Origin of the sequence: Clostridium kluyveri (assembly GCF_001902295.1) — a bacterium.
Taxonomy (GTDB): domain Bacteria; phylum Bacillota; class Clostridia; order Clostridiales; family Clostridiaceae; genus Clostridium_B; species Clostridium_B kluyveri_B.
This window is the reverse complement of record NZ_CP018335.1, coordinates 1,904,830-1,917,212: the sequence shown is the minus strand read 5'-3', so window position 1 is coordinate 1,917,212 and position 12,383 is coordinate 1,904,830. Positions and strand designations below refer to the sequence as shown.

Sequence of the window (12,383 nt, the reverse complement as noted above, 5' to 3'; positions counted from 1 at the left end):
ACCCTTTATTATTTTGGTGCTAGTATAAAAATGTAGACACAAAAATTCGAACAATATAGAATAAAAGAAAAGGAGTGTCTAGAAAGATGTAAAATAAATCCAAAAGATATACAGAAGATTTTAAAAATACAATAGTAGAACTTTATAAATCAGGTAAATCTTTAAGTGAGTTAAACAACGAATATGGCGCATCTAAATCAACAATAAAATCATGGGTTAAAAAATCAACACCTATACAGATAGATAATAACAAAACTATTACGACAGCTGATTATCAGGTATTGATGAAAAAAATGGCCAGGTTGGAGAAAGAAAATGAGATATTAAAAAAAGCTATGGCCATATTTGCAAAGAAAAATTAAATGTATTACAAGTTTATTAAAGATAACAAAAATAATTATAGTATTAAGTTAATGTGTGAGATTTTTAATGTACCAAGAAGTTCTTTTTATAAAAATTCCAGGTGCAGCCAGAGTACATGAAGTATTCAAGTAGTTATATATTTTCATGCGTTTGTCCTAAAGGAAGAATAAAACAATATTGACACACATGTACAAAAACATTAGAATAAAGGAAATACATGAATATTAATGTAAAAATTAGATATATATTGCTAATGTTAAAGTACATGGGGGAAAAGTAAATGGATTTTAAATTAGATATAGGGGAATTAACTAATACAATAAATGAAGATGAAAACATTATAAAGACATTAGAAGAAAAAAAAGAAAATATAAATAAAACTATCGCAGAGCTTACTGAAGCTGGATGGTCAGGTGAAGCAAAAGATAAATTTATGGAAGAGCATATTAAAAAACAGGAGTCTTATACAAATTTAATAGAAGATATAAAGTATACGAAAAATGCTTTAGAAAATGAAGAAAAGCCAAGGGCAGTTAGATTAAAAAAGCAAAGTGAGGATTTCGTAAACTGCATAAAAAGAAGTGCAGGAGGAGCAGCCCTTACAAATGATGATACAGGAGTTATTTCGCTCCAATATGAAGGACAACCTAGAATAAATAACAATGTTGATGAATGTATAGATAATTATAAAAAGATGAATTCTAAATTTGAAGAAATATTAAATTTAGCAAATAGTTTAACTTTTACATCATTCCCAATTGCAGATGATGTTCTCAATTTACAAAATTCACTTAAAAATCAAACAACAAGTTTGACAGAATTCAATGATTCATTTAATTCATATTGTAATGGTGTAAGAGATATGGAAGAAAATATATGTTCAGTATTTTCAAAGATATCAGGAATAACTGTAGGGATATCTGAATTTAGGGGTGTTTCTGCTATTTCAGAAAATGGACAAGTAGATAAGAATAAAGTAATACAATTAATGCTAAAAAATCCAAAGGATTTGACTAATGGGGAAAAAGAGTTATTATCCTATGTAGAAAAAGTACTAAGTAAAGATGAATATAAGAAAATAAAAGAAACCGTATTTACATATGAAGAAGCAGAAAAATATATTGAGGGTGATATTTTAGGACTTAATGTAGGAATTAAGACATATTTTCCAAATGAGATATCTAATTTGCCTAAACAAATAACTTATGAAAAAGATGGATATATTTATACTTATGTTTTAACAGAAAATTCTCCACTTACATTTAATGGAGTAGAACTTTCTGATGATGATATAATGACAAAAGATGGTCAAGTGATTAGCAATAAATTATATGGTTATAAACTTTTTTATACTAATGAGCCAAAGATATCAGCAGGAACTGTTTTTGTTTCACCTACAAAGACCAGGGGGGCGAGTGAAGCTGAAAAAATAGGTGGTGCTTATAAAGATGTGCCAGCTAATGGTGGTCAAGTTCATCATATGCCAGCTAATTCAATAAGTCCATATTCTAAAGGAGAGGGTCCAGGTATTAGAATGGAAACAAAAGATCATATGGATACTGCAAGTTGGGGAAGTTCAAAGAAAGCAAAGCAGTATAGACAAACTCAAAAAGATTTAATTGACCAAGGCAAATTTGAAGAAGCTCAACAGATGGATATTGGTGATGTTAGAACAAAATTTAAAGATAAGTATGATGATGCTATTCAACAAATGCTAGATTATACAAAAGAACTGCATTCAAAGATTAAATAATAAACTGGAGGTTTAGAGCATGGAATTTTCAATAGAACCATATGTAGGTGTAGGAAAAATTTTATTAGGTATGACTAGTCAACAAATTGAGAACATTTTACGTATCAAGCCAAGGAAATTTAAAAAGTTTGAGGATGATGAATTTGAAACAGATGCCTTTGATATGTGTTATGTTTATTACAAAGACCCTGGTGTATGTGAAGCAATAGAGTTTTTCAAACCAGCAATTGTAACACTTAATGGAACAAATTTAATAGGAGAATCGTATAAGGATGTTAAGAACTTATTTTTGATGTTGGATGAAGAGACTGAATATGAAGATACAGGTTTAACATCATATAAGTATGGAGTTGGCATATATGCTCCATTTGCAGAGGATGACCCTTTAGAACCCGTTGAAGGAGTAATTATATTCGAAAATGGGTACTATGATTAAAAATTAGTTAGACTCACTTCAGAATATAGAGCTAACTAACTGCAAAAAAAAATCAACAAATATTAATAAAGTAAAGTTGTGATTATATTCATAGTTTTGAACAAGCAGAGTTTACAAAAATTCACTGCATAATCTAAATAAAGCAGTGAGGAGCAACAAGAGTAAAAAAGTACATGGCAGAAACAGTAAAGGCTAACGCTGAAAAAGAAGGGGGTAAACAACAATGACAAATGCATTGGTATAGAATTTTAAAATACACTTAGCGGAAGATGGAAAGAGCGTCAAAACAATAGAAGTAAGCGCCAAAAATTTTCCGTAGATATAAAAAAATATTATAATTTTTCATATATGTTTTTTAGCATCAAAGCACCCTTTCCAAGCATAGGGCTTTCACAAATTATACATCCCTTTGCTTTGAATTTTTTTAGACTTCTTAAACAGTCTACATAATTGAAATCACTTTCAAGAAAGGGTAGGTGATTCCTCTCCCCTTTTTCACTATAACGAATGCCGGATATATGTATATGCATATCATTTAAAGCTTCCTGTCCAAGTTTTCCTTCCAATAAAAAATCCATAAGAGAGGAGAAGAAAAATTAATATGAGTAGTGATAGACAGTTAGTAAATTCAATTTACCATATAGGAGATATTTTTGAATACGATAAGGATATTTTATTAAATGATGCGCTAAATTATTTAGAAAAAATAAAAAAAGAGTTGCTAAATACTACTAATAATGAAATTATAGAGGCATGTATAGATGTTATTTGTACAGCATTTTTACATATTTCACATTTAGATGACTTTGATATATCATTTTTAAATGAATACTTAAATGTTGAATCTAGTCAAATTTTAGAAAACATCATTACAATATTAGGGTCAAGTGGTAAAATACAATATAGAAATATAATAAGTAATTATTTACTATCAGATAATCAAAATATTGTTGATGCTGCTAAAGAAGCTTTGGAAACTTTGGATTTTATGGTACAACAAAAAGAACATTAAAACTAATGCTTTTTAAAATGAAACTTTATATTAAGTAAGGACTATACCATAGGGACGTAGTCCTTATTATCTCTCATAATAGCAAAAACAATATGGGTAAGCTTATGAGCTACCGCTCCAATGGCAGTAAGATGGTGCTTACCTTCACTTCGTTTTTTGTTATAATAGTCATTAAGAGGACTCTCGTGTAAAGTGCAGGTTGAAGCAGCAAGAAATAAGGCACGTCATAGATATGGAGAACCACGCTTGAACATTTTACTGTTATTGGCTAAGAATTGGCCAGATTGTTTTACAGTAGGGTCAATGCCAGCATAAGCAACAAGGCTTGATGCATTCTTAAAGCAAGTTATGTCTCCAATCTCACTAAGAATGATAGAAGCAGTTATAGATCCAATACCAGGAATTGAAATTAAATGGGAATCAAATTGATTATAATAAAATTCAATTTCTTCATCCAAACTCTTAATTTGGTTTTATATAAATAATACTTGGTCAATAAGTTGTTTAGGTTGAAATTTAAAAGCACTTTGAGCAATTTTAATTCCAAAAGTATTTTGAGCTGCATCTTTAATTTTTTCTGCTTTGGCATAGCCAAGCTGACCGCGACTATGTGTTTTTAAGAAATTAGCTAGTGCAGATATATCAAGTGCTAATATATCTTCAGGTGTTTGATATTTTTCAAGAAGGGCTTTAGAACTAGTTCCCCAAGTATCGGAAAACAGCTTTTCATATTCAGGAAAAACTTGATCCAGAACCGTGATTATTCTGCATTTAAGCTCAGAAACACTATCAACTAAAGATAATCGATATCTGCAAAGTTGTCTTAGTGAAAGTAATTTGTCATCTGCAAGTTGAGTTGTAGTGAATCTGCCAAATCTTATGACTTCAGCAATGATAAATGAATCTACAGTATCATTTTTAGTTTGTCTTATATAGAGGTTTCTAAAGCTATCAGATTGAATAGGATTTATAACATTAATCGAATAGCCTTTTTCAAGTAAAAATGAATATAATGAAAGCCAATAATGTCCTGTAGCTTCCAAATCAAAGATAACTTCAGAAGAACCAATATTTTTAGATATGTACTCAATTAACTTATTTGCACCATTATGAGAGTTTGTAAATTTAAGTGATTTACCAATGATAGCGCCAGTATCATCAATAATAGTAGCTTCATGATTATTTTTACCAATATCAATACCAACAATATACATAAAAAATCTCCTTTAATATTAATTTAGATAGAATCCCCAGTTCAATGCAAGTTACATCCTGGTTCGATATACGAAGAATTATATAAATATAACCAACATCCAGCTTATACGCAATATCTCGCAGAGATGAGGTAACAGTCTTAGTCACGAGGTCAAGGAAGCCTCAAGGGGGCGGACGTAAACCTCTATCTATACGAGAATATTGTCTCAAAATTAGAGTGATTAAACAATAGTTATAAAAGTAACTTTAGGATTATAAAAGAACTATAATTAAAGTTTTTGATAGGAACTATTTATTTAATCTTTACAAGCTTATCATACCAGGGGGTAAGTAATGCTGAGTGTACGTTAGCTAATGATTATGCAGACGTAGTAAATTCAAATAAAGTATGGAACTGGGCAGAAGATATACCAGGAGGAGCTGAACTAACAGCGGGACAGCGTAAGGCAATTAGACAAAAAGCAATTGATAGAAGATTAATTCCAGATGTGCAAATGAAACTTGGAACCAGGTATCCAGATTTTGAAAGTGCAGGTCAAATTCAAAGAGTAGAACAACTTCCAAAAGAGTTATGGAATTCTACAGATAAGGAACAATTTAAATGGCTTGATAGTCAAATTGAAGGTGGTCGCCCATAAGGAACGACATGGCACCATTCCGAAATTGATGGTAGAATGGAATTAGTACCATTCGGTATACACAATATTATAAATCATAAAGGTGGCAGGAGCTTAGGAAACTGGTCATCATATGGGATAAGGTAGGAGTTGATAATGTTGAAGATTGATGAAACTAGCATAATATTACCAAAGCCAAGTAATGAAAGAATTGAATGGTTCGAAAAAACGTATAGGGTAGAATTACCAATGGAATATAAGGACTTCTTGAGAAATTTTAATGGAAGTAAACCTATAACCAATATTCTATATAGTAACGGAAAAGAGTATGTAATTGAAAGATTTTTATGTCTTCTTGATAAACCAAAGGAAAATGAAACATATGGATGGTATGATTTGACATCAGTGTTAACACAATTAGATTGTAGACTAATTGATGATGAGGATTTAATAGGTATGAATGTTATTCCAATAGCAACTTTATTTGCAGGAGATTTTATATGCTTCGATTACAGAAAGAATATTAATCCATGTATTGTAGTATGGAACCATGAAGATTCAGATGACTTTCAGCCTGTTACAGAAAAAGTAGCTGATAATGTTAATCAATTTTTTAATATGCTATCACAATAATAAAAATTTAGGACTGGCTGCAAATAATTATAAATCCTAACTGCATAAAAGTAATTACAGAAACAATGGATGGAAATTGATAAAAGATACAAAATAGTTCACTGCATAATTGTAATAATGTAGTGAGCTGTAACAAAAGTAAAAATCAAATATATATTATAGTAATAATGAAGGCTAATGCTGACAAAAAAGGCATTAGCCTTTTTTCTATGCCTAAAACAATGAAAGGAACAAGTAAGCATGATTAAATGAACTGGTACAAAGATTCAAGATACATCTAGAAGAATATGGAAAGAGTGTAAAAACAATAGAAAGTTATATTGGAGACACTTCTGCTTTTGTAGCATTTCTTGCGAGTAGAGGGATAGACTTCACTGGAAAAATGAAAAGATTCTACATCACCAGCTATAGGGACTACCTCATTGAAAATCGATATGAGCTATCAACTATAAATAAGAAAGTAAATAGTATTCAATCATTCAACAAATATCTAGTAGATAATGGCTATACAAAAAATGCTGTGGTAGATATTGCAAAGGATAGAATAAAACTAGCCTAAGGATCTGAAAGACAGGTAGAAGTATTAGAAGAAAATGTCCTCAATTTACAAAATTCACTTAAAAATCAAACAACAAGTTTGACAGAATTCAATGATTCATTTAATGCATATTGTAATGGTGTAAGAGATATGGAAGAAAATATATGTTCAGTATTTTCAAAAATATCAGGAATAACTGTAGGAATATCTGAATTTAGGGGTGTTTCTGCTATTTCAGAAAATGGACAAGTAGATAAGAATAAAGTAATACAGTTAATGTTAAAGAATCCAAATGACTTGACTAATGGAGAAAAAGAGCTATTATCATATGTAGAAAAAGTATTAAGTAAAGATGAATATGCTGAATTAAAAGGACAAGCGATAAAGGAAGCTAATGGTCAAGAGATAGCTGATAATTTAAAATTAAAGTTTGGTGACACAAATATATATGGACCACTTTTAGAGCTAGCAGATAATGATGGTTTTCTTAAGTCTATAAAGAAGTCTGGAGAAGACTTTATAATAGGGAGCAGGTAATTCACTTGATAAAAATATTTTTTGGGGGACTGTATTTACTGTTGGTGGAATAAATCAAAGCAGTATGGCTAAATCAATACCATATAAAATAGGTGAGTTAGCTGGTGATATAGGGTCATTTGCATTTGGAGCTGCAGAGGCTGGAACTGGAGCTGGGGGAGAGCTTTTAGGGTTTACAGCAGACGGTACAGTAGTACTCGCTCCTGCTGGTGTTGCTTTAAACGCTGCAAGTTTAGGTCTTGTAACCCATAGGGGTGCTGCTACAATTAAATCAGCACATAATTTTAGTGAAGACTTGTTCTCATTGATTAAAGGTGAAGGGAATAAAGGGCCGGGTAAAGCTCCAGATTACATAAAAGATAATCGTGTACCATTAGATAAGGAGACCGTATTAAGTAGTAAAGATTATAAGAAGACTAATATTAAGGTTAAAGGTGCTCAAGTTTACAAAAATGGTGATAATTATTATTACCGTGATACTTTCCACACAGGAGAGGCATCACATTTGGAGGTATTTGATAAGAGGGGAAATCATATTGGTGAAGCTAATCCACAAACTGGAGAGCTAATACCAGAAACTGTAGACTCAACAAAAAAGATTAATGTAAAATAATATCTTCAGTAGAAAGGCATTGTTGTATACATGCCTTTCTACTAAATATTTATTTTGGAGGTGAAGTCAAGTGCTTATAAAGACAAAAGAATTTAAGCAGAACGATATATATTTTATGGAGGTTTTATCGGATAAAATAATCATTAATGATAACTATGATGGTATACTAATACTTGATAACAATCTTGATTTAATAAAAAGATTAAATATTTTTGAAGGTATAACAGTGTACTCCTCTTTCATTAATAATAAAGAAATGTTACTATTTTGCCCAGATAACGAATGTATGGTGCATATTGATATTGCAAACTATGAATATAAAGTGATTTATCTAAATAATGGATTAGAGAGTTTAATTTTTTCAACTTTATATGAATGGAATGAGAATGGCTTAGTTTTAACAATATATAAGGGTGAGTTCTATAGGGTTTGTGCATATGAAAAGACAATACAAAAAATTGATTATAAAGAAATTGAGAGATTATATCCTAAGTTATACAAATTTCATCAGGAGTCAATAAAGCACAAGGTTGTTAGAGTATTTCCACATGAGTACATAGCAATTATAGATGATGAGAAACGTAACATTAATATGCTTAACGTTAAGGACCAAACTAAATATGTCCTTAATAATGACACTGTTAATTTTCTTGATATCGAATTTAAAGGGGGAACATTTGCTATAGTAAATGAAAATATAATAGAAATAATTACAACTCAAGATAAAAGAGTGCTGCATCCGAATAAAAATTATATATTTTTAAAGGCAAGATTTCTAAGCATACCACTAAGCATACCAAATGATATTTGTCTTGTTACATTGAGTAGCAGTCAATCGAATGTTAATTACTCTAAAATTGATATGTTTCAACTAAGTACTTTATAGTTTATTAAAAAGCTATCTTCAAAGTGGTGAGTTCTGACTTCAAAATTAGAAAAGTATTGGCTGCAAAAGAATGGAGATTGCTAATAGGAATATAAAAGTTCACTATTATCATATGCCCTTGGTTCAATGAGTAGCGTCAAGGTTGCTACATAATTGTGATAATGCAGTAAGTTGTAACAAAAGTAAAATCAAATATATATCATAGTAATAATTGGTGCTAGTATAAAAATGTAGACACAAAAATTCGAACAATATAGAATAAAAGAAAAGGAGTGTCTAGAAAGATGTAAAATAAATCCAAAAGATATACAGAAGATTTTAAAAATACAATAGTAGAACTTTATAAATCAGGTAAATCTTTAAGTGAGTTAAACAACGAATATGACGCATCTAAATCAACAATAAAATCGTGGGTTAAAAAATCAACATCTATACAGATAGATAATAACAAAACTATTACGACAGATGGTTATCAGGCATTGATAAAAAAAATGGCCAGGTTGGAGAAAGAAAATGAGATATTAAAAAAGGCTATGGCCATATTTGCAAAGAAAATTTAAATGTATTATACAAGTTTATTAAAGATAACAAAAATAATTATAGTATTAAGTTAATGTGTGAGATTTTTAACGTACCAAGAAGTTCTTTTTATAAAAATTCCAGGCGCAGCCAGAGTACATGAAGTATTCAAAATGAACAGATTAAATCCTCTATTCTAGATATTTATAGAGATAGTAAGGGACGTTATGGTGCAATAAAAATAAATCATAAGCTAGGGCAAATATAAATATAAGCATTAAAAGAACCCAGCGACTTATGAGAGAATTAGGTATACGGGCCATTGTATGTAAAAAATTCAGGCCGGTTCAATCCAGTTCCACCATACAGGGAAAAGAAAATATCTTAAAAAGATACTTCAATGCAAGTACTATTAACGAAAAATGGTGTACATATATAACTTATATACATACTGTAAAAGATGGATGGTGTTATCTTGCATCTGTCATGGATCTCTACAGCAGGAAGATAATTGGTTACTTAATATCTAGTCTGTGTTAACAGGTGCAGTAAAGTCAACAGTAAGATGATCTAAATTATTTTCCTTCATAAAGTCATCTAAAATTTTAGTGGGATTATCTTTATCAAATTTAGTAGGATTATCTTTAATATATTCTTGTAAGGCATCAGAATAATTATCACTTGTTATTTTTTGTTGTTGTGTTTTTGTATTTTCGATTGCCGATGTACTATTGTTTTTAGTAGCTTCTGCAAGTACATTGACACTTATAAATGAACAAACTACTATTACTGTAATTAAGATTCCCCAAATTACACCTTTTTGTTTTATTTTTAAATTCAACATATTTTCTAATCTCCTTTTTAGTATATTTTTATTGTTATTAAAACCTGTAATTAAATTCTGCTTTATTACATTATTTTTATTAAGTCTTAAAGAATTAATAAGAGTTGATGCATATAATTTTCTTTCTTTCATATTCGATTTTTTAAGTACAGCTTCATCACAAGATAATTCACAATCATTACTTACTATTTTATACATTATATAAACTAAAGGGTTAAACCAGTATACTGTTACAGTTATTAATAATAAAATCTTATATATCATATCATGTCTTTTATAGTGCATAAGTTCATGTTTTAAGATATATTTTAATTCTTGGTTATCATATGAAACACAAGGAATTAATATATGGGAATTAAATATTCCAATGCCCAGAGGTGTTGAGATTCCCCAGCAGAGCTTGAGAGAAATTTTTCTTTTAATATTCATTTCAACTAACAATTTTGAATATATATTTCTAATTTCACTGTCAGGTACATCATAAATGAAATGTTTAATTTTATTGTTGAAGATAATATAGGAAATAATATGATAAGATAAAAGTATTATGGATACAATGAGCCATATATAAAACAGTATTATAAAATAGTTTTCTATAGGATAATTGGCAGTTATTATATTAGCATTATTTTTTATTTTCATACTCTCACTTAAAGAAATTCCACTTTCTATAATTGTCTTTACATTGTTCGGAGAGTGTTGAAAAATATAAGATATCTTTTCTGGAATATAAATTGGAATTTTAAAAGGCGTAATCATTTTGAATATTACAGCCAGCCATATATAATAGTTAAATGCACAAGTATATCGTTTAAGTAAAGTCGTTTTTAAAACGATAATAGACATAATTTCTATACTACCCACTATAGACGCATATAATAGATTTTTTATAAATATTTCCATCATACTATCACCTATCTTTAATCCATTCGTCTAATTTATTTAAATCATCATCTGTAATATCATTATTTTCATGTAGTGTGGTAATAAAGCTTTTTAATGAACTTCCATGAATTTTTTTAAAGAAATCTCTTGTTTCTAACCCTAAATATTCATTTTCTGTTACTATAGGTGTATAGTAGGTAATTTTTTTACCCTTTGTTGCTGTTATAAACTTTTTCTTTCCTAAGCGTGAGAGTAATGTTAATGTAGTTGTAATTTTCCATCCTTTTTTTTCTTCCATAATTTTAACTACTTCTTTTGAAGATACAGGAATTTCACTAGACCAGATAATTTTCATAACTTCTAATTCTGATTCAGGAATTTTCATAATTGACAATATAAATCACCTCCTTAGTGTATATTCTACAAGAGTAGAATATAGATATCAAGTTTTAAATCATTATCATTAATATTATTTTTAGCTCTTTGAAAAAGCGCATATAGATTTTTTATTTTATTTTTTTGATATACAGTAACCGAACTTGAATTATCTTTAGAAGATAAAATTTGAGCTTGTACAATTGTTGTAGAAAAACTTAGTATTAAAATTGTAGATAATTATACAAAAGCCAATAACAAATATATATTTTATAACTTATAAATGCAAAATAGACAGCTAAATCAATAAGATAAGGCTGCCTATTTCACTTAAAAGTGAAATTATAAAAGTAAATACCTAAATATGTGCAGTGAAATACTTCCAATTAGCATAATAGTTAAAAATATGTGAGTATATAGCCAAAACATTTTATGCCTTACATATATTTTTTTAAAATACTTCATAAGTATTCCAATTAATGTTACCAAAATCATCAATATAAGGCTAATGTATCCATTGGAAAACCTAATGTGGGTTAAGTTGTTTCCAGCATGGATAAAGGCTAAAATTGTTGCTATTACAGAAAAAACACAATGGTAATTTAATAAATTTTTAACCGGTAATTTTATTTTGGGACAAATACTTTTTAACCTTTTAAATAAACTATAGCTGCAGCCTAGGATAAAAAATAAACATATCCACCAACCCGACAATTGATTATTCACCAGACTCCAATGCATTTTCAATGGCTTTTAAAATTACTTTACTGCTATTTGTTGCCCCTGAAATAGTATCCACCTGCAGACTTTGAGCTTTTACCACCTTTTCTGGAATAACTTCTGCTGGCTTTCCCCTTTCATTTTTATGACTTAGCAGAGTTATATCTACAATCTTGTTATTTTTAACTGTAACTGCAACTTTTGCGCCCACATACCCCACATCATAGGACCCTGTATATTTACCATCCGAAACCTTTGATAAATCCACATTACTAATTTTTAATTCTTCAATTGCTTTCTTATACTTCTGCACAGAAATTAAATATTTTCCTCCAATGATGCCCACAACTAGAATCACAATACAAACTGCACTAAGTACTATTTTTTTTACATTTGACATGCCCAATCTCCCTTCGCATAATTTTTACTGCTTGTTT

General features: G+C 29.4%; 15 protein-coding genes and 4 pseudogenes. 13 read left to right on the top strand and 6 right to left on the bottom strand.

What is annotated here, in order from left to right; translation table 11 throughout:
• Positions 1–107: 107 nt before the first annotated feature.
• From BS101_RS24570 to BS101_RS09305, 3 genes and pseudogenes are all read left to right on the top strand, one after another.
• Positions 108–362, top strand: a pseudogene (locus BS101_RS24570) (transposase); the annotation flags it as partial.
• 281 nt (positions 363–643) lie between these two features.
• Positions 644–2,116 (top strand): hypothetical protein, encoded by a 1,473-nt coding sequence (locus tag BS101_RS09310; RefSeq protein WP_073538572.1) that lies wholly within the window; start codon positions 644–646, stop codon positions 2,114–2,116.
• 19 nt (positions 2,117–2,135) lie between these two features.
• Positions 2,136–2,552, top strand: a complete 417-nt coding sequence (locus BS101_RS09305; RefSeq protein WP_073538571.1) for a hypothetical protein — start codon at positions 2,136–2,138, stop codon at positions 2,550–2,552.
• A gap of 332 nt (positions 2,553–2,884) precedes the next feature.
• Here the strand turns inward: BS101_RS09305 and BS101_RS09300 are convergent.
• Positions 2,885–3,118: pseudogene (locus tag BS101_RS09300) on the bottom strand (AP endonuclease); the annotation flags it as partial.
• Positions 3,119–3,153: 35 nt separating this feature from the next.
• On the opposite strand from BS101_RS09300, the gene BS101_RS23780 reads away from it, so the two are divergent.
• Positions 3,154–3,564, top strand: coding sequence for a hypothetical protein (locus BS101_RS23780; protein ID WP_242951444.1), 411 nt, complete (start codon positions 3,154–3,156; stop codon positions 3,562–3,564).
• A 224-nt stretch (positions 3,565–3,788) separates the two neighbouring features.
• Here the strand turns inward: BS101_RS23780 and BS101_RS23775 are convergent, their stop codons facing one another.
• Both BS101_RS23775 and BS101_RS23770 read right to left on the bottom strand, forming a co-directional pair.
• Positions 3,789–4,022 carry an IS110 family transposase gene (locus BS101_RS23775; RefSeq protein WP_242951443.1) on the bottom strand — a complete coding sequence of 78 codons (234 nt, stop codon included), beginning with the start codon at positions 4,020–4,022 and terminating at the stop codon, positions 3,789–3,791.
• 15 nt (positions 4,023–4,037) lie between these two features.
• Positions 4,038–4,778: an IS110 family transposase gene (locus tag BS101_RS23770; RefSeq protein WP_242951442.1), complete on the bottom strand. Its 741-nt coding sequence runs from the start codon at positions 4,776–4,778 to the stop codon at positions 4,038–4,040.
• A gap of 279 nt (positions 4,779–5,057) precedes the next feature.
• Here BS101_RS23770 and BS101_RS09285 point away from each other — a divergent pair, with 279 nt between their 5' ends.
• The 9 genes and pseudogenes from BS101_RS09285 to BS101_RS22685 all read left to right on the top strand — a co-directional run bounded on the left by BS101_RS09285 (position 5,058) and on the right by BS101_RS22685 (position 9,662).
• Positions 5,058–5,417: a hypothetical protein gene (locus tag BS101_RS09285; RefSeq protein WP_073538570.1), complete on the top strand. Its 360-nt coding sequence runs from the start codon at positions 5,058–5,060 to the stop codon at positions 5,415–5,417.
• Between the two features lie 12 nt (positions 5,418–5,429).
• A pseudogene (locus BS101_RS24565) lies at positions 5,430–5,543 on the top strand (HNH endonuclease); the annotation flags it as partial.
• Positions 5,544–5,552: 9 nt separating this feature from the next.
• Positions 5,553–6,029, top strand: a complete 477-nt coding sequence (locus BS101_RS09275; RefSeq protein ID WP_083585682.1) for an SMI1/KNR4 family protein — start codon at positions 5,553–5,555, stop codon at positions 6,027–6,029.
• 253 nt (positions 6,030–6,282) lie between these two features.
• Complete coding sequence (locus BS101_RS09270; protein WP_083585681.1) at positions 6,283–6,588, top strand: phage integrase N-terminal SAM-like domain-containing protein; 306 nt, start codon at positions 6,283–6,285, stop codon at positions 6,586–6,588.
• A gap of 78 nt (positions 6,589–6,666) precedes the next feature.
• Positions 6,667–7,104, top strand: coding sequence for a hypothetical protein (locus BS101_RS09265; protein ID WP_198039578.1), 438 nt, complete (start codon positions 6,667–6,669; stop codon positions 7,102–7,104).
• Positions 7,105–7,168: 64 nt separating this feature from the next.
• Entirely contained in the window at positions 7,169–7,717 is a 549-nt protein-coding gene (locus BS101_RS23765; RefSeq protein ID WP_242951441.1) for a hypothetical protein, read from the top strand.
• A 70-nt stretch (positions 7,718–7,787) separates the two neighbouring features.
• Positions 7,788–8,603, top strand: coding sequence for a hypothetical protein (locus tag BS101_RS09255; protein ID WP_073538568.1), 816 nt, complete (start codon positions 7,788–7,790; stop codon positions 8,601–8,603).
• 305 nt (positions 8,604–8,908) lie between these two features.
• Positions 8,909–9,163 (top strand): annotated as a pseudogene (locus BS101_RS24560) (transposase); the annotation flags it as partial.
• Between the two features lie 256 nt (positions 9,164–9,419).
• Positions 9,420–9,662: a hypothetical protein gene (locus BS101_RS22685; RefSeq protein WP_156876022.1), complete on the top strand. Its 243-nt coding sequence runs from the start codon at positions 9,420–9,422 to the stop codon at positions 9,660–9,662.
• Here the strand turns inward: BS101_RS22685 and BS101_RS09245 are convergent.
• The 3 genes from BS101_RS09245 to BS101_RS09230 all read right to left on the bottom strand — a co-directional run bounded on the left by BS101_RS09245 (position 9,649) and on the right by BS101_RS09230 (position 12,346).
• Positions 9,649–10,872 (bottom strand): M56 family metallopeptidase, encoded by a 1,224-nt coding sequence (locus BS101_RS09245; protein WP_083585680.1) that lies wholly within the window; start codon positions 10,870–10,872, stop codon positions 9,649–9,651. The two genes, BS101_RS22685 and BS101_RS09245, sit on opposite strands and share 14 nt — an antisense overlap.
• A 4-nt stretch (positions 10,873–10,876) precedes the next feature.
• Positions 10,877–11,245 (bottom strand): BlaI/MecI/CopY family transcriptional regulator, encoded by a 369-nt coding sequence (locus BS101_RS09240; RefSeq protein ID WP_073538566.1) that lies wholly within the window; start codon positions 11,243–11,245, stop codon positions 10,877–10,879.
• Between the two features lie 699 nt (positions 11,246–11,944).
• Positions 11,945–12,346 (bottom strand): FMN-binding protein, encoded by a 402-nt coding sequence (locus BS101_RS09230; RefSeq protein WP_073538564.1) that lies wholly within the window; start codon positions 12,344–12,346, stop codon positions 11,945–11,947.
• Positions 12,347–12,383 lie beyond the last annotated feature (37 nt).